16 protein-coding genes are annotated in these 18,007 nt (G+C 60.1%); all 16 read right to left on the minus strand.

Translation table 11 applies throughout. The features are described 5' to 3' along the window. Nucleotides 1-5: 5 nt before the first annotated feature. Nucleotides 6-1,217 carry a PAS domain-containing sensor histidine kinase gene (locus tag M2394_RS20650; protein WP_218646972.1) on the minus strand — a complete coding sequence of 404 codons (1,212 nt, stop codon included), beginning with the start codon at nucleotides 1,215-1,217 and terminating at the stop codon, nucleotides 6-8. 110 nt (nucleotides 1,218-1,327) lie between these two features. Continuing rightward, nucleotides 1,328-2,803, minus strand: coding sequence for a sigma-54 dependent transcriptional regulator (locus tag M2394_RS20655; protein WP_135310053.1), 1,476 nt, complete (start codon nucleotides 2,801-2,803; stop codon nucleotides 1,328-1,330). A 169-nt stretch (nucleotides 2,804-2,972) separates the two neighbouring features. Next, a complete protein-coding gene (locus tag M2394_RS20660; protein WP_176996194.1) occupies nucleotides 2,973-3,269 on the minus strand; it encodes a flagellar protein FliT in 297 nt (98 codons plus the stop codon). A gap of 24 nt (nucleotides 3,270-3,293) precedes the next feature. Then, nucleotides 3,294-3,683, minus strand: a complete 390-nt coding sequence (fliS, locus tag M2394_RS20665) for a flagellar export chaperone FliS (RefSeq protein ID WP_176996195.1) — start codon at nucleotides 3,681-3,683, stop codon at nucleotides 3,294-3,296. A gap of 137 nt (nucleotides 3,684-3,820) precedes the next feature. Beyond that, entirely contained in the window at nucleotides 3,821-5,224 is a 1,404-nt protein-coding gene (gene fliD, locus M2394_RS20670) for a flagellar filament capping protein FliD (RefSeq protein WP_259174333.1), read from the minus strand. 81 nt (nucleotides 5,225-5,305) lie between these two features. After that, the gene (locus M2394_RS20675; protein WP_178919798.1) at nucleotides 5,306-5,665 is read right to left on the minus strand and encodes a flagellar protein FlaG; all 360 of its coding nucleotides are present in this window, start codon (nucleotides 5,663-5,665) and stop codon (nucleotides 5,306-5,308) included. 75 nt (nucleotides 5,666-5,740) lie between these two features. Next, nucleotides 5,741-7,186 carry a flagellin gene (locus tag M2394_RS20680; RefSeq protein WP_176996198.1) on the minus strand — a complete coding sequence of 482 codons (1,446 nt, stop codon included), beginning with the start codon at nucleotides 7,184-7,186 and terminating at the stop codon, nucleotides 5,741-5,743. A gap of 267 nt (nucleotides 7,187-7,453) precedes the next feature. Beyond that, nucleotides 7,454-8,383, minus strand: coding sequence for a ketoacyl-ACP synthase III (locus M2394_RS20685; protein ID WP_178919799.1), 930 nt, complete (start codon nucleotides 8,381-8,383; stop codon nucleotides 7,454-7,456). Between the two features lie 277 nt (nucleotides 8,384-8,660). Further along, a complete protein-coding gene (locus tag M2394_RS20690; protein ID WP_259174337.1) occupies nucleotides 8,661-10,244 on the minus strand; it encodes a flagellar hook-associated protein 3 in 1,584 nt (527 codons plus the stop codon). 14 nt (nucleotides 10,245-10,258) lie between these two features. Next, nucleotides 10,259-12,295, minus strand: a complete 2,037-nt coding sequence (flgK, locus tag M2394_RS20695) for a flagellar hook-associated protein FlgK (protein ID WP_178919801.1) — start codon at nucleotides 12,293-12,295, stop codon at nucleotides 10,259-10,261. 10 nt (nucleotides 12,296-12,305) lie between these two features. Continuing rightward, nucleotides 12,306-13,574, minus strand: a complete 1,269-nt coding sequence (gene flgJ / locus M2394_RS20700; RefSeq protein ID WP_178919802.1) for a flagellar assembly peptidoglycan hydrolase FlgJ — start codon at nucleotides 13,572-13,574, stop codon at nucleotides 12,306-12,308. 4 nt (nucleotides 13,575-13,578) lie between these two features. Further along, nucleotides 13,579-14,667: a flagellar basal body P-ring protein FlgI gene (locus M2394_RS20705; protein WP_176996377.1), complete on the minus strand. Its 1,089-nt coding sequence runs from the start codon at nucleotides 14,665-14,667 to the stop codon at nucleotides 13,579-13,581. Nucleotides 14,668-14,694: 27 nt separating this feature from the next. After that, nucleotides 14,695-15,390 carry a flagellar basal body L-ring protein FlgH gene (flgH, locus tag M2394_RS20710; RefSeq protein WP_176996203.1) on the minus strand — a complete coding sequence of 232 codons (696 nt, stop codon included), beginning with the start codon at nucleotides 15,388-15,390 and terminating at the stop codon, nucleotides 14,695-14,697. Nucleotides 15,391-15,443: 53 nt separating this feature from the next. Beyond that, complete coding sequence (gene flgG / locus M2394_RS20715) at nucleotides 15,444-16,229, minus strand: flagellar basal-body rod protein FlgG (protein WP_176996204.1); 786 nt, start codon at nucleotides 16,227-16,229, stop codon at nucleotides 15,444-15,446. Nucleotides 16,230-16,297: 68 nt separating this feature from the next. After that, nucleotides 16,298-17,038, minus strand: a complete 741-nt coding sequence (locus tag M2394_RS20720) for a flagellar basal body rod protein FlgF (protein ID WP_178919803.1) — start codon at nucleotides 17,036-17,038, stop codon at nucleotides 16,298-16,300. A 619-nt stretch (nucleotides 17,039-17,657) separates the two neighbouring features. After that, a partial coding sequence (locus M2394_RS20725) for a hypothetical protein (RefSeq protein WP_259174345.1) occupies nucleotides 17,658-18,007 on the minus strand: 350 nt, incomplete at its 5' end.

Raw genomic sequence — 18,007 nt, forward strand, 5'->3', positions numbered from 1 at the left:
TTCCTTTACTCCGCGCTTGCCGCGCCTGAAAACAGCGGCAAGGTCATCAATGCACAGGTGCCACGCCCCAATCGGGAATGCAGTTGCAATTCTCCCTGATGGGCACGCGCCACCGCCTTGACCACGGTCAGGCCGAGGCCGGTGCCGTTGGTCTTGGTGGTGAAAAACGGTTCGCCCAAGCGCTGCAGGACCACCGGATCAATGCCGCTGCCGCTGTCACTGATGCACAGGCGCAGCGTTTGCTCGCGGGTATACAGGTGCACCTTGAGGCGCGCGCCCGGGCCGCTGGCCTGGGTGGCGTTTTCGATCAGGTTGAGCAGCGCGCCGACCAACGTGTCGCGATTGCACAGCAGTTCGCCGAGGTGGCTGTCGCACTGCCAACGCACGCTGACCTCCTGGATGTGGGTGGCGGCGGCGGCCTGCAACGACTGCATCAGTTCGGCCGGGGTGACACGATCGGTCAGCGGCAATTCGCCTCGGGCAAACACCAGCATGTCGCGCACCTGATGCTCCAACTCATGCAGGCGCTCCTTGAGGCGGCCGGCAAAGCGCTGGTGGGTGGCGGGCGGCAGTTGCTCATCAGTCAAATGACTGGCGTAGATCAACGCGGCCGACAGCGGCGTGCGGATCTGATGCGCCAAAGAAGCGACCATCCGGCCCAGCGACGACAAGCGCTCATGGCGCGCCAGCTGGTCCTGGAGGTGACGGGTTTCAGTCAGGTCGTTGAGCAACACCAGTTGGCCGGGCTCGGCGTCCAGGGAACGGGTGGCTATAGACAGGCGGCGCCCGTCCTTGAGGGAGATTTCATGGCCGTCGTCTTCGCGCGGGGCAAAGCAGCGTGCGATCACGTGGCGCCACAGCTCGCCTTCCAGCGGCAGGCCAAGCATGTCGCAGGCGGCCGGGTTGGCTTCGCGTACACGGCCTTGGTCGTCGATGACAATCACGCCACCGGGCAACAACGACAACAGGTTCTGCAGACGGTTGGCCAGGCGCTCTTTCTCGGCCAGCTCTTCCATGCGCTGGGCGCTGACCACCGCCAGTTCACCCTTGAGCTCGGAAACCCGGGCTTCCAACAGGCTGTAGGAGTCAGTCAATTGGCTCGACATCTGGTTGAACAGCGAAAAGGCCTGTTCCAGGCCTTGCCGGCTTTGCTGCTCTACGGACGGAACGAGCCCCGCGATAGCAGGGCTGGAAGAGTGTTGGGCGGCGTGGGGCATCATGCTCTCTCGCTTGGCTGACCGTCAGTTAAACGGAACGTTGCGAGGGCTGTAGCAATACTTGTGCCGAAAAAAAACCGCTGACGAATCAGCGGTTTGGAAAACAGGCGTCAATCATCCGCCTGTTCATCACCTTCTTTGCGGCTCATGCCGTACTTGCGCATCTTCTCCACCAAGGTGGTTCGACGGATGCGCAGGCGCTCGGCGGCACGGGCGACAATGCCGTTGGCGTCGTCCAGGGCCTGTTGAATCAGGCCTTGTTCCAGGTTGCCGAGGTAGTCCTTCAGGTCCAGGCCTTCGGGCGGCAGCATGGCGGTGGAACCGAAGTCCGGCGTATGGCCGTTGATGGCCACGCGCTCTTCCATGTCGCTGCGCAGGCTGTCGACCAGTTGCTCGTCTTCGTCGTCGACGTAACGGAATTTCTTCGGCAACTCGACCACGCCGATCACACCGTAGGGGTGCATGATCGCCATGCGCTCCACCAGGTTGGCCAGCTCGCGGACGTTGCCCGGCCAGCCGTGACGGCACAGGGACATGATGGCGGCGGAGTTGAAACGGATCGAACCGCGCTTTTCGTGTTCCATGCGCGAGATCAGTTCGTTCATCAGCAGCGGGATGTCTTCGACACGTTCACGCAGCGGCGCCATTTCGATCGGGAACACGTTGAGGCGGTAGTACAGGTCTTCGCGGAAACTGCCCACCTCGATCATGCTTTCGAGGTTCTTGTGGGTGGCCGCGATGATGCGCACGTCGACGCTCTGGGTCTTGTTGCTGCCCACGCGCTCGAAGGTACGCTCTTGCAGCACGCGCAACAGCTTGACCTGCATCGGCAGCGGCATGTCGCCGATTTCATCAAGGAACAGCGTGCCGCCGTTGGCCAGCTCGAAACGCCCGGCACGGCTGGTGATCGCCCCGGTGAAGGCGCCCTTCTCGTGGCCGAACAGTTCGCTTTCGAGCAGCTCCGCCGGGATCGCGCCGCAGTTGACCGGCACAAAAGGCCCGTCGCGACGCTTGGAGTGGTAGTGCAGGTTGCGCGCAACCACTTCCTTGCCGGTGCCAGACTCGCCGAGGATCAGCACGCTGGCGTCGGTGTCGGCCACTTGCTGCATCATCTGGCGCACGTGCTGGATCGCACGGCTGGTGCCGACAAGGCTGCGGAACAGGTTGGGTTCGCGGTGACGTCCACGCTCGCGGGCCTGGTCGTACATCTCGCGATAGACCTGGGCACGGTGCAGGGAGTCGAGCAATTTGCTGTAGCTGGGCGGCATTTCCAGAGTGGAAAGCACGCGGCGGCGCTGGTCTTCCGGCAGGTCGATGGAAGAAATATCGCCCATCAGCAACACCGGAAGGAACTCATCCCAGGTCGACAGTGTCTTTAACAGGCCCAGAACTGCGCCAGGAGCGTTTACCGTCCCGATCAGCACACAAATGATTTCACGGCTCGACGACAATGAGCTGACCGCCTGCTGCCAATCATGGCTACCGCAGGGTAAATTTTCTTCACCGAGAAAATTTAAAATCACCGCTAAATCGCGGCGGCGGACGCTATCGTCATCAATCAGCAGAATTTTGGTTTCACGCCACATGCAATAGCAACTTCCCTAGTTAACTCAAATGCCCTCGAGTAGGGGCAATCTAGATGGCCGTAGGCATTTTCTGCGTTACAACCGTCTGAAATCTGAAAACAGCACTAGTTAAGTCAAAAAATCGCTCGCAGTCAAATTTATGACGCGCATTCGGATTAACTGAGCCAGTTCAGCCGAACAGATGGTAAACCTTTGACGCACTTTCCGCTCGATTGATCTGCGACATCTCTTCGAAAATCGCCTGGCGCTCGCCGGTCGTCACTTCAAGCAACTGCTGATAAACCGCCAGCAGGCTTTCCAGCTTTTCCCGCAGGGCATCCTCGTCCACCGGCGCATTGGCCAGTGCTTCGTCGATCACTGCACGACAGCCCATATCCAGTTCGCCGATCGCATCCCAGTTACGTTGGGCCAAGGCGTCGACCAACGCTTCGCGGGTCTCGTCAATCCGTTGCAGGGCGTGGCTCATAACATGATCCTCAGGCCGACAGGCCTACAGTGGTGCAATACCGTCCCAGCCTTCCTTGAGCGTAATCATCAGGCCGGCTACTTCGTCGATCATGGCAACATCGCTTTTGCTGTTGGCTTCCAGCAGGCGCGTGGTCATGTAGGCATACAGGTTATCCAACTGCTGCAACGCTGCCGGATCATCGGTCTTTTCCGGGTTGAGGCCGTCGCGCAGGCCGATCAGGATGTCGATCGCCTTGCCCAGCAGCAGACCCTTTTGCGCGATATCACCACGAGCCATGGCGCCCTTGGCCTGCGCCATGCGATCCAGCGCGCCTTCCATCAACATCTGGACCAGACGGTGCGGGCTCGCCTCGGAGACCTGGGCATGGGAATTGACCTTCTGGTATTGGCGAAGGGCTCGCATGGGATTCATGTTTCTACCTCGTGACAGGCAACAGCAAAATTGGATGGGCTCTGACTAATATGTCGACGGGCTCACAAAAAACTTTAACCCGTCGATCTGCTGAAGGCCGCGCCCGGCGCAGGATCACCGGGCGGCTTCATGGCGGATCAACTGTCCGAATTGCTCTTGTTCAGCGCGTTGAGCGTGGTCATGACGCTGGAGCGCTGGTTGGTGAGCTGAGCCACCAGGTTGTTCATCGTGGTGTATTTGGCGGTCAGGCTGGTTTTCAGAGCAGCCATGCGCGCGGTCAGGTCGTCCTGCTGGGTTTGCAGATCCTTGAGGTTGTTGGTCAGCGTCGTCGAGCGCGAAGCCAGCACGCCGGTGTTGCTCAACGCGTAGCTGTCGGTCGCCGACTTCATGCGCGCCAACAGGCCCGTGTCACCGTTGAAGATCCCGCCGATGTCGGTGGGGTTGGTGAGAATGGCGGCACCAAATATTTTGTCGTCGATGCTCAGCTTGCCGGTGGTCGAGTCGGTGTTCACACCAAATTGAGCCAGGGACTTCAACGTGCCCGAACCACCCATTGCGTTCAGCTCACTGCGCAGCGCCTGCTGCAACGAGCGCATGGTGGCGTCGCCGGTCAGTGCAGAGGGCGTCGTGCTGCCGTCCGCGTTTGTGGTGACTTTGGTCTCGGTCCCGATCGCCGTCATCAAGGCGTTATAGGTGTCGACAAAACCTTTTACCGAGCTTTTGAGCGTGTCGTTACTGCGGGTGACGGTGATGGTTGAGGCCGTACGAGCAGCACTTGGGTCATTAACGCCCGACGGCAACGGCGACAACGCCGTCAGCTTGATACTCACGCCGGAGATCGCGTCGCTCAGGGTATTGCTCTTGGATTCCTGCGCCGCACCGTCAATGGTGTACTTGGCATTGACCGGCGGGCCGCCGACGACCGAGGTATTGGCTTGAAGGCCGCTGTTGCCGCCCAGGGTAATGTCTGTACCGGCACCAGTGTTGGTCGACGTCACAACCAGACGTGAACCGTTGGAGTCAGTCAGGATGTTGGCACTCAGGCCTGCGCTGCTGTACTGCGCGTTGATCGAGTCACGCACCTGTTGCAGCGTGGCACCCGGCGCAACACTGACCCCGTAGCTTTTACCCGACTGGGAAATTTCCAGGGTCGTTGCGGTAGTACCGCTGTTGACGACACTCTTGGCTCCAGCGGGATAATTCTGGGTGGAGATCTTTGAGGCCGTTGCCAACTGATTCACGACCAACAGGTAGCTACCGGCCGAAGCGCCGGCGCCCAGAGTAACCGTGGAAACGTTGTTATCCGAAGTCGTCGCCGTCAGGCCGCCAATACTGGCGTCCTTGGCCATGTTGTCCATGGCGCCGCGGAACGCATCGAGTGCCGCTTGAATCTTTCCGATCGAGGATAGCTGGGCGGTCTGCGTCTGCGTCTGCTTGTTGATCTGCGATTGCTTCGGCGCCTGCTCAGCGTTCACCAAGGCGGTCACGATCGACTGGGTATCAATGCCCGTTACCGGGCCGCTGATGGATATGTCACCCATGATGTTTTCTCCTGATCCGGGGCTGGCGCTTTATTGACGAACGACGCCTAAAGCAGCTACAGCAACAAAATTCATGCCAGCTCAGACTTTGGCGTCAAATAACAAGCTGCTGGCATCATGAAGGCTTTGTGCGAGTTTCAATGCGGTTTCCGAAGGGATCTGACGGATCACCTCGCCGCTTTCGGTCGCAATCACCTTGACCACCACCTGATGGGTGGAGTCATCAATCGAAAAGTCCAGGTTGCGCTGGGCAGCCTGAACGAATTTGCGAATATCCGTGACCGCCTGTTCAAGGTCGGACGGTTTCGAGTCTTGCTGGGTTTGAGCCGCCACAGGCACAGGATCGACCTTGGCCTTCTGCGGGTCATTGCTCACGGGAGCAGGTGCGCTCTGCGGCGCCACTGCAGGATAAGACAGGTTCAACTTCACACTCATGTCCATGTCCAATCTCCTCATCACGCAAAAGACAAAAGGGCACGTAAACGCGCCCTTCCGTCATTCATCTACCGATGGCTATTACTGAAGCAGCTTCAGTACAGCGGACGGCAGTTGGTTGGCCTGGGACAGGATCGCAGTGGAAGCCTGTTGCAGGGTTTGTTGCTTGGTCAACTGAGCAGTTTCAGCAGCGTAGTCAACGTCCTGGATCTGACCGCGAGCGGCGCTGGAGTTGTCTGCAATGCTCTGCAGGTTGGCAACGGTGTTGTCGAAACGGTTTTGAACAGCACCCAGGCCAGCACGCTGGGAGTCGATGTCGGAGATCGCTTGAGTGATCACGTCGATCGAGTTCTGTGCGTTGGCAGCAGTGGTGATGTCGGTGTTGTTAACGGTGGTTTTGGTGGAGTTGGCAGCAGTACCAGTTGCTGCGAACAGGCCCGTCACACCGGCGCCGCTCAGGGAGTAGCTGCTGGAGGAGTTCAGGGAAACTGCACCGGTAGCGATGATGGCAGTAGCAGCCAGAGCAACAGCAGTACCCGCGGTACCAGTACCGTCCAGAGTAGCAACCTTGACGCCTGCGATAGCACCGGCGTCGCCAGCGTTGAAGGTCAGGTTCTCACCGGTGTCGGACTTGACCGACAGCGCTTGAGTGGTCGAATCGTAGTTAACGCTGATGCCCAGTTTGGCAGCGTTGGACTTCAGCTGGTCAGCCAGGTCCGAAGTGCTGGTCACGCCGGTGAACTGCACTGCGGTACCGCTGCCGACTTGCAGGGTGAAGTTGGCGCTTGCTGGGGTTGCAGCAGCGATGGCAGCCGAGTCAACGGTGAACTGAGCAGTGGTGCTGGCGGTAGCAGCCAGGCCGCCTACAGCGCCGTTCATCTGAGCAGCGATCTGCTTGGCCGAAGCGCCAGCAGCGATGGTCACGCTCTTCGATTGGCCACCGCCGGTAACAGCGATCGCGCCGCCAGCAACGCCCGTTGCGCTTGGAGTAAGGCCTTGGCTCTTCAGTTGCTGCGAACCAATGTTGTTGGCTGCAACGTTACCGATGCTCATGTCGATAGTCTGGTTGGCGTTGGCGCCGACCTGGAAGGAAGTAGTACCGAAAGAACCGTCCAGCAGGTTCTTGCCACCGAAGGTGGTGGTGGTAGCGATACGGGTCAATTCAGCAGTCAGTGCTGCGTATTGAGCTTGGTTCGACTTACGGTCTTCAGCGCTTGGCGAGCCGTTGGCCGATTGCAGAGCCAGGGTACGCATGCTTTGCAGGATGTTGGTGGACTGCTGCATGGCGCCTTCAGCGGTCTGAGCAATCGAGCTACCGTCGTTGGCGTTTTTGATCGCAACGCCCAGGCCGTTGATCTGGCTGGTCAGACGGTTGGAGATTTGCAGGCCGGCCGCATCGTCTTTGGCGCTGTTGATACGCAGGCCGGAAGACAGACGCTGCATGGAAGTTTGCAGTGCGCCGGAGGCCTTGTTCAGGTTGTTCTGAACGGTCAACGAAGCAAGGTTAGTGTTTACTGTTAATGCCATGACGAAATCCTCGTGGGTGGTGTACTGCGGCTTCCGGCCCTGGCAACCGCCGGGTGTGGCCTAGAGAACCTTCGTAATAGTTATCGTCGTGAATGCACGTTGCTTGAGGACTTTTTTGAATATTTTTACTAGCACCGTGCCACCCCTTGTAATTCAAGCATTTACGATAGCCCAAACCCCCGCAATTGCTGGGTTTTCTGGCGCCAAATAAAAAACGCCCATGATTTTTCAATCATGGGCGTTTTTGTATGCGGCACGCTTTGGGCATCACGGGCGATAGAGAATCGCCGAACCCCACGACAGGCCCACGCCAAATCCGCTGATTGCCACGCGCTTCCAATCGGCATCCATCATGTGCTTTTCCAGCAGCAGCGGAATGCTCGACGACACGGTGTTGCCGGTCTCGACCATGTCCTTGATGAACTTCTCCACCGGCGCTTCTTCAAAACGCCGGGCCACGGCGTCGACAATCGCCGCACTGCCCTGATGGATGCAGAACGCGTCGATCTCATCGGCCTTGAGGTCCGACTCATTGAGCAGCTCGTGCAAATGTGCCGGCACCTTGAGCAAGGCAAAGTTGAACACCTGGCGGCCGTTCATGAAAAACACGCCATCACTGACCTTCAAGTGCGGCGCGCCGGAACCGTCGGTGCCGAACTTCGACTTGCCGAGCAACCACGGCGCGTCTTCGCCCATCCAGGTGGCGGTGGCGGCATCGCCAAAGAGCATGGTGGTGTTGCGGTCTTCCGGGTCGACGATCTTGGAATACGGGTCTGCGGTGATCAGCAGGCCGTTCTTCAGGCCGGTGGCTTCCATGAAGCCCTTCATCGCGTAGATCCCGTAGACGTAGCCGGAGCAGCCCAGGGAGATGTCGAACGCGGCCACGTGGGTCGGCAGGCCCAGCTTGTCCTGAACGATGGCAGCGGTATGCGGCAAGCCTTCTTCATCACCGTTCTGGGTCACGACGATCACGGCGTCGATGGACTCGCGCTTCAACTCCGGGTTGTTGGCAAACAAGGCGTTGACCGCCTCGACGCACAGATCGGAGGTTTCCTGCGCAGCATCCTTGCGCGGCAGGAACGCCGAACCGATCTTGCCGATGATGAATTCTTCATCCTTGGCGAATTTGGCACCCTGGGCGTAGTTGTCGACCCCGTCTGCCGGCACGTAACTGGCGATGCTTTTTATGCCAATCATTGTGGCTTCCCAATACTAAATAGCTGGAGAACACCCCTCGGGCTACGCCGGGGATGCTGACAATAAAGGGGATAACCCCGTAAAAATCTCGCTGAAAGCCGCCCTGCAAGGACCCTGTGACGACTTATCCTTTTCACACGATACAGTGAAGATGCGCTTTATGACTCACAGGTCACTCAATTTTGTGCGCTTTATGCAAAACCCTGCAACATTCCTGGCGCCAGAAACGACAACGGCCCACCCTGTCGCCAGGGTGGGCCGTTTGGTTTTGCGCCCTTTACATGCGGCTGAACAGGCTCAGTTGGGAGATTTTCACAAAGGCCAGTTGCGAGGCTTGCAGCATGGTTTGCTGCAAGGTCAGGTCGATAGCCGCCTGCCCCATGTCCACGTTCGCCAGTGACGACATGGTGGAGGTGTTGGCCAGACCCAGGCTGGTGTTCTCCTGGCTTTGGACATCCAGGGCGTTCTGCCGCGCCCCGATCGAGCCGCGTACCTGGTCGATCTGCGCCGTGGCGTTACCCAGGTTGGCGACGGAGGTGTTCAACACATCCTTGAGGTTGTTCTTGGCAACCTGATCGCCATCGGCCGGTGTCAGCAGGGCTTTGCGCAAATTGCCCAGGGTATCCAGGGCATTCATGTTCTTGTTGCTGGTGGCGCTGACCGAGAATTGGTCGCCCGCCCCCGGCGTGCCGCTGATGCCGAAGGTGACGCCGGCCGTGGTGATCGACGTCGCGCCCGCCGCGATGGTGCCGCTGGCAATCGCTTTGCTGTTGGCGCTGTAGGGCTGGGCGAACACCTGGTAATCGGTGCCGCTGGTGAACTTGATGACCGCGCCCGAGTTCGGGAAGGTGCTGGAGTACGCCGCCTGGTCCGTGACGCTGCCACCGGTCAACTGCGCCGTCGACGCATTGCTGGCCGTGCGCGAGACGCTGAAGCTGTCCGGCTTGCTTTCCAGCGTGAATTCCCTGCCCGCCACCAAGGCATCGGAAGGCGCGCCCGTCGAGACATTCGCCCCCAGGTTCAGGGTGATATCGAACTTGACCCCACGCAGGTTGACGCTGGAAGCGCCCTCTTTGGTGGCATCGAACGTACCGTTGCCGGTGATCTCGGAGGTCACGTCGTTGCCGTCTTTGTCGGTGACGCTGTATTGGGTGCTGCTGGCGAAGGTCAGCTTGTAAGGCTGGCCATCGGCAAAATTCTTGGTGTAGGCCGTGCCGGAGGTGACCAGGCCCGCCGAGATCGAGACCTTGCCGTCATTGACCGTGGGCGGAATCACCGTCGCCTGGGTGCGACCGGCGTTGGTAGAACTCTCCAGCAACGTCTTGCCGGTGTCGCCTGCGGTGATCGACAGGTTGCTGCCCACTTGCAGGCTCAGCGGCGTCTCATCACCCTGATAGCTGTAGGTGCCGTCATTGTTGCGGGTGTACGGCGGCGTATCGGTCTTCGTGCCCGAGAACATGTAGTTGCCGTTGGAATCCTTGGAGTTGAGCAAGCCCAACACCTGATCCTCAATCGCGCCGACCTGGGCGGCGATTGCCTTGCGGTCATCATTGCTGAGCTGCATGTTACCGGCTTGCAACGCCAGGCCCTGCGCAGTCTGCATGGCGGTATTGATGCTCTGCAGCACGCTCTCTTCGTTGGTCAGCGAGTTTTGCAGGCTGGTGATGTTGCCGGTGTACTGGCCCAACATGTCTTTTTGCTGCTGCAGCAACAGCAACTGAGCGGCCGCCACAGGATCGTCCGCGGCGGTCTGTACACGCACGCCGGTCGTCGCCTGGTTCTGGGCCGCGACCACGCCAGAATAGTTCTTCTGATAATCGCTGGAGCTGGTGCTGAAATATTGCTCTGTAGAGATACGCATCGTTCCAGACTCCTTTAAAGGGCGTTGATCAGTGTGCTGAAGGTTTCTTGCGCGGCTTTGATGATCTGCGACGACGCGGTGTAGTACTGCTGGAACTTGATCATGTCGCCCGCCTCCTCATCCAGGTTCACCTGGGATACGGAGTTGCTGGCCGCCTTGTTCGCCGCCAGCAACGCGCCGGTGGCCGTGCTGTCGGTGTTGGCCTGGGCCGCCTTGGAGCCCACCTGCGACACCAGTCGGCTGTTGGCGCTGACGAGGCTCATGCCCGCATTGCCATCCACTGCGCCCACGGTCGCCTTGGTCTGCAACCCCAGCAACTCCTGGGCGTTACGGCCATCGGACGTGGCGCCGCTGTTGAACGAGAAGGTGGTGCTGTCGTCCTTGGCCGGCGAACCGCCCACCGAGGTATCGAAACTGAAGCTCTTGCCCGGGATCAGCGCGCCGGACGCATCACGCATCGGCACATTGATGGTGATCTTGTTGGCCTGCCCCGGGATGATGCTGCCGGTACCGATCGGGTTGCCCTGGGCGTCGCTGATCTTGTACGACTGCGTACCATCGGCAGCCACGTCGCCGTAGACCATCTTCACCGGCATCGAGTTTTCGATCCCGGTGCGCAACTGCGCGGTATCGGCGCCACCGTTGATATCGATCGGCAGCGTCAAGGTCGGCGGCGTGAACGTGCCCGTGCCGGTGTTGGTCTTGCTGGCGTTGCCGGCCAGTGCCCCGGCGTACGCGATTTTGTTCGGGTCCTTGAGCTCAACGCTGATATTGCTGGCCCCGGTGGCCGTCGGACTGACCTTGAAGCTGTCACCGGCTGCCACAGGCCCGCCGCTGTTGAGCGCCAGGGTGAAACCGTCAATCACCGGTGGCGGCGTGGTGGTGGTGTCGAACGAGCCCATGGCCTTGCCGTCGGAACGCACGACGTTGTACTGGTTGGCGCTGGTGAAGGTGACCTTGTAGTCAAAGGTCGACAGCTTGCTGCTGTCGGCAATCGTCACATTCAGGTTGCCGGAGCCTGCGCTGTTACCCGCGGCCGCCTGGCTGCGCTGGGAGATCGCTGCCGCACTGTTGATATCACCGAACAGCGAACTGCCGAAGTCACTGTTCAGGTCCAGGCCCTGGCCCAACTGGCGGTTGACGGTGTCAGCAGTGGCAATGGCGATGCGGCCCAAGTCGTTGATCGCCGGCATCAGCACGTCACTGCGATAACGCAACAGGCCGCCAATGCTGCCACCGGTGACCACCGAACCGATGTCCATTGCGGTGTCGCCCATGTTCAGCTGAATGGTGTACTGGCTGTTGTCGGTCTTGCTCGGAACCGCCGAAATCGGGTTGGAAATGCCACCCTCGACCAGCGACTGACCGGTACCGGTGGTGATGCTCAGTTGGCCGTTTTTCTCGGTGGCTGTCACGCCGATCAACTCATTGAGCGAGCGCACCGCTTCGTTGCGCGCATCCAGCAAGTTGTTCGGCGCACTGTTGGAGGTGCCGCTCGCCTGAGCGATCTGGTTGTTCAGCGAGGCAATCGACGACGTCAGCGAGTTGACCTGATCGCTCATGGTCTTGAGTTGGCTGTTGATCGTTTCTTTCTGCTGGGTCAACTGCGTGGAAATCGAGTTAAAACGGTTGCTCAAGGTCTGCGCGCTGGTCAACAGCAATTGCCGGGCGGAAATGTCCGAAGGGTTGGCGGCGGACGTTTGCAGCGCCGAGAAAAACGCACTGAGGGCCGGGGACATGCCGGTGGACTTGTCCGACAGGGTCTTGTCGACCGCAGCGGCCTGGCCCGCATAAGCGGTGGCGTCGCTGTTGAGCGCGGTGCTGCTCTGGTAGGCAGCGCCGAGGAAATCGTTATAAATGCGGCGCACGTCCGCCAGGGTCGTACCGCTGCCGATGTAGACACCGCCGTACTGGTTCGACGCACTGGTGTTCTGGGTGGTCTGCTGACGCGAGTATCCCGGGGTGTTGACGTTGGCAATGTTGTTACTCAGGACCGACAGCGATCCTTGAGCGGCGTTGAGCCCCGACATCCCGATATTGAGCAAACTCATGATTCAGACCTTATAAATGAGTGGATGCGCCCGCGGCAGCGTAGTTCTGGTAGCTGTTCATCGTTTTTGCGATCTGCGAAATCTTGCTGGCGTAGTCCGGGTCGGTTGCATAACCGGCTTTTTGCAACTCGCGTACAAACTGTTCCGGGTTGTCGGCCGATTTCACAACTTCTTTATAGCGATCATTGCTTTGCAGCAACGTCACCAAGTCGTGGAAGCTGTCCTGATAGGAGTTGTAGGAACGGAACTGCGCCGTCTCCTTGACCATCGCCCCATCGCGAAACTCGCTGGTGATCGCACGCGCCTGACCGCCCTGCCAGCTCTGCCCGGCCTTGATGCCGAACAGGTTGTGGCTGCTGCTGCCATCTTCGGCACGCATTACCGATTTACCCCAACCGGTTTCCAGGGCCGCCTGGGCCACCAGGTACTTCGGATCGACGCCGATACGCGCCGCCGCAGCCTTGGCCATCGGCAACATGGTGGCGACGAATTCGTCCTGAGAACTGAACGCCTTCTTCGCCGGTGCCAGCGGTGGCTGGGCAATGGCGCGGCCGTAGACCTGCATCTGGCCTTTTGGCGCGACGGCAAACCCGCGCGCGGCACTGTTGATCACGTTGTCGGCTGCCGCACTGTTACGCAGCGGCGCGGCGTTGTTGACCGTGGTGGCGTCAGTGTTCGGCACGATGCCGGCCAACAGCCGATCGGTCAGCTTGCTCGGCAAGGAGATACGCCGCTGGTTCATCAGCGCCACATCGTTGGAATGGGACACGCCACCCTCGGGCACCGCCACGCGGTAAGCCCACAGCGGGCGCTGGCCGTTGGAGCGGCCCAGTGGGCCCTCGGCTTGGGTGCCCGCGGCAATCGCGGTCGGCACGTCGACTTTCTTCGCCGGCTCCGCCGCTGCGGGGCCCTGCAAGGTGGCCGCTTGAGGGTCCACCGGTTTGTTCTTCTGCATCTGGCGCATCAGCACGTCAGCCAGGCCGATGCCGCCGCCTTCGCGTGACATCGAGACCGCCAGTTGCTGGTCGTACATTTCCTGGTACTGCTTGGCCGCTGGGGTGTTCAGCGGGTTGTCCTTGCCCAGCGCTTCGGTGGCCGAGCGCGCTGACTTGAGCATCTCGCTCAAGAACAACGATTCGAACTCCTGCGCCACCTTGCGCATGTTCGCATCGCTGTTCTTGTCGGCACCGACCTTGAGCTGGTTCAACCGGTTCAGGTCTGAGTAAGACCCCGAGTCCGCCGTGCTGGTCAGCCCGCTTTTGCGCATATCCATAGCCATGGCCTTAGATCACGATCAGGTCGGCTTGCAGGGCGCCGGCCTGTTTCAAGGCTTCAAGGATCGCCATCAAGTCGCCGGGCGCTGCGCCCACCTGGTTCACCGCACGGACAATCTCATCCAGGGTGGTGCCGGGGCCGAACTTGAACATCGGCTTGGCTTCTTGCTGGGCGTTGACCCGCGAACGCGGTACTACAGCAGTCTGGCCGTTGGACAATGGGCCAGGCTGGCTGACGATCGGGTCTTCGGTGATGGTCACCGTCAGGCTGCCGTGGGTCACCGCCGCCGGCGATACCTTGACGTTCTGGCCGATCACGATGGTGCCGGTACGCGAGTTGATAATGACCTTGGCCACTGCCTGGCCCGGGTCGACCTCAAGGTTTTCCAGGATCGACAGGTAGTCGACACGCTGGCTTGGGTCCAACGGCGCTGTCACGCGGATCGAACCGCCGTCGATGGCTTGCGCCACGCCAGGGCCGAGCATGTCGTTGATCTTGTCGACCACACGCTTGGCGGTGGTGAAGTCCGAACGGTTGAGGTTCAGGGTCAGGCTGTTGCCCTGGTTGAATCCGCTCGGCACGGTGCGCTCAACGGTGGCGCCGCCCGGAATACGACCGGCCGACGGCACGTTGACGGTGATCTTCGAGCCGTCACGGCCCTCGGCGTCAAAGCCCCCCACCACCAGGTTGCCCTGGGCAATGGCATAGACGTTGCCGTCGATACCCTTGAGCGGCGTCATCAGCAAGGTGCCGCCACGCAGGCTCTTGGAGTTACCGATGGACGACACAGTAATGTCCACCACCTGCCCCGGTTTGGAGAACGCAGGCAGGTCGGCACTGATCGACACCGCGGCGACGTTTTTCAACTGCACGTTGCCCGAACCTGGCGGCACCTTGATACCGAACTGCGACAACATGTTGTTGAAGGTCTGCAAGGTGAACGGGGTCTGGGTGGTTTGGTCACCCGTACCGTTGAGCCCCACCACCAGGCCGTAGCCGATCAACTGGTTGGAGCGCACGCCCGAGATGCTGGCGATGTCTTTCAGGCGCTCGGCCTGGGCGACTGCGCTCAGGGACAACAGCAATGCCGCTGCCATCAGCTGTTTGAGGTTCAAGATGATCACCTAGAAAGGGAACAGCGGGCTAAGGAAGAAACGGTCGAACCAGCCCGGCTGACTCGCATCTGCAAACGAACCCGTACCCGAGTAGGTAATGCGCGCATCGGCAATCCGCGTGGACGGCACGGTGTTGTCGGTGGCGATGTCATCGGCGCGGACCATGCCGGCGATGCGCACCAGCTCGTCGCCGGTGTTGAGGGTCATCCACTTTTCCCCGCGCACCGCGATGATGCCGTTGGGCAATACATCGGCCACGGTCACGGTGATCGAACCGGTCAAGGTGTTGCCCTGCGCCGCCGCGCTCTTGCCGTTGGTGGCGCGGTCGCCGCTGTAGCCGGCGCTCAGGCTCAGGTCACCGCTGCCCAACGGGTTGTTGGTATTGGGCACGGCGCCAAACAGCGAGGTCAGGCCAATGCCGGTCTTGCTGGTCTTGTCGATCTGCGAGTTGGCGTTCTTGCTGGCCTGGGTCTTCTCGTTCAGGGTGATGGTGATGATGTCACCCACCCGGAATGCCTTGCGGTCGCTGTACAGGTTCTGTTCGAAACCGGCCTGGTAGATCGAGCCATTGTTGGCCGCTGCCGGCAACGGCGTGCGTGGCAACACCGGTGCGTAGTACGGGTCATTGGGTTTCGGCGTCGGGGCGACACAGCCCGCGAGCACGGCGATCCCACTCAATGCCAGAACAGAAACATAGCGATTCATGACCCTTACCTCACGGTGTTGCAGGCGCCAGAAAAGGCGCCCCATAGACTTGATTACAGATTCTGCGTTACGAACGAAAGCATCTGGTCGGCGGTGGAAATCACCTTGGAGTTCATCTCGTAGGCGCGCTGGGTGGTGATCATGTTGACCATCTCCTCAACCGTGCTCACGTTGGAGGTTTCCAGGGTGCTTTGCAGGGTCGTGCCGAAACCGTTCAGCCCCGGGGTGCCGATTTGCGGCGCGCCGCTGGAAGCGGTTTCGAGGAACAGGTTGTTACCGATAGCTTGCAGGCCGGCCGGGTTGATGAAGTCGGCGGTCTGCAGGTTGCCGATCACTTGCGAGGCCGGGTTGCCAGCAACGGTGATGGACACGGTGCCGTCGTTGCCGACGGTGAAAGTCTGGGCGTTGTTCGGCACGACGATGGCCGGCTCCAGGGCAAAACCGTTGGCGGTCACGACCTGGCCGTTGGCGTCCAGGTGGAAGGTGCCGTCACGGGTGTAAGTGGTGGTGCCGTCTGGCTGAAGGATCTGGAAGAAGCCCTTGCCGTTGATGGCCATGTCCAGCGGCTGGCCGGTCTGTTGCAGGTTACCGGCGCTGAAGTTCTTCTGGGTGCCGACGATCTGCACACCGGTACCCAATTGCAGGCCCGACGGCAGCTCGCTGTCCTGGGTCGACTGGGCGCCCGGCTGCTTCTTGATCTGATAAAGCAAGTCCTGGAACTCGGCACGGTCACGTTTGAAGCCCGTGGTGGACACGTTCGCCAAGTTGTTGGAAATGGTGGTCAGGTTGGTGTCCTGGGCGGACAGACCGGTTTTGGCAACCCATAGAGCCGGAAGCATGCTGTTCTCCTTCGTGCGCCTGTTTGTTGGCGCTGCGCTGCAAAATTAGTGGTTCAACGAGGCCGCAATCAGCTCATCGACAGAACGCGGGTCATGGCCTGGTCGTCTTCTTTAGCGCTGTTCATCATCTTGATGTGCAGCTCGAATTGCTTGGAAAGCGCCAGTACCGCCGTCATTTCTTCAACCGCGTTCACGTTGCTCGCCTGCAGGAAACCCGAGGTCAACCGCACGTTCGCGTCGGCTTGGGCAGGCTGGCCATCCTTGGTGTGGATGGTGCCGTCCAGGCCCTTGTTCAGATTCTTGGGGTCGGGCTGGACCAGCTTGATACGGTCAACCTCAGCCATCACCCGCGGGCCTTCACCCATGGCGCGAATGCTGACGGTACCGTCGGCGCCCACTTCGATTTTCTGCTGGGGCGGCACGGCAATCGGGCCACCGTTGCCCATGACCGGCATGCCGTTGCCGGCCCGCAGCACACCCAACGCATCCACGTTCATGCTGGCACTGCGCACGTAGGCTTCGCCGCCGTCGGGGGTTTGTACCGCCATCCAGCCATCGCCGTTGACCGCCACATCCAGGTCGCGGCCGGTCTCGATCATCGCGCCAGGAGCAAAGTCGGTGGCCGGCCGTTCGGTCATGGCAAACGCCCGCGCCGGAAAGCTGTCACCGAACACCGGCATCGAACGCGCCTGTTCCAGGTCACGTTGAAAACCGTTGGTGGAAATGTTCGCCAGGTTGTTGGCATGGGCCTTTTGCGCCAGAGCATTCTGGCTGGCGCCGGTCATTGCCACATAAAGGTACTTGTCCACGCTCTTTCCTCTTTCTGACGGACGCTTGCCGCCCACCGCTGTACTGAGGAGGCTTAAGCAATTTGCGAACCAACTTTCAAAACGGCGTAAAAACCCAATGAACACAGGGGTTTCCGGATTTTGCTCAAGGATCGTGCCCGCCAAGCGAGTCGAAAAAACGGCGGAGTTATGCCGCTAACGGCAAAAACCGGCGCCAAGGACCATCCCCGCAAAAAAGAGTACGCCGCCCCAGCACACATCAAGCCCGCCCCGCAAAAAACTGGCTTGATTGATTCAACGCAAGCGAGACTCATTGATATAAATTTCAAGCACGCTGTATTTATCATTTCAAAAACTACACGCCCGGCTAAAACTGCCCTCAACCCACACTCGCGCAAATAGTTAAAGCATGTGTTTTAACTTGCAATCCGCAAATCACTTATAAAGTTCAACACTTCCCAGGCACACCCGACACACACTTACAATTCCTCAAAAAAGCCCCCTTGTTGCACTTACTCGCCCGGCGTAACTTTTGCTCGCCACCTAACCGGCGGTACCCAATAACAACCCGCTCACTTCGCAACACACACTTATCCTCTTACACAAGGCCCACAATATGTTTAGAGTCAACGACACCCCCTCAACCTATTTCAGGGAGCCTTACTTCCCAAACAACCGCGACCAGCACTACGGCCGGCACGATACTCACCGCCCGCTTGCCGAACCCCATTACCACCGCCGCGATCGCGACCACAATGCAAACTGGGATCGTCCGGAGTTCGGACCGGATCGCGGGTACCGCCACGACCGTGAACGCCCCGCCCCCTATCGTGACCGAGATCACCGCTTCGACCGTCACCTGCCCGAAACCCGTCATGACCGGGACTACCGCCCCGACCGGCGACTGCCCGAAACCCGTCATGACCGGGACTACCGCCCTGACCGGCGACTGCCCGAAACCCGTCATGACCGGGACTACCGCCCTGACCG

The sequence above is a fragment of the Pseudomonas sp. BIGb0164 genome, from assembly GCF_024810135.1.
Taxonomy (GTDB): Bacteria; Pseudomonadota; Gammaproteobacteria; order Pseudomonadales; family Pseudomonadaceae; genus Aquipseudomonas.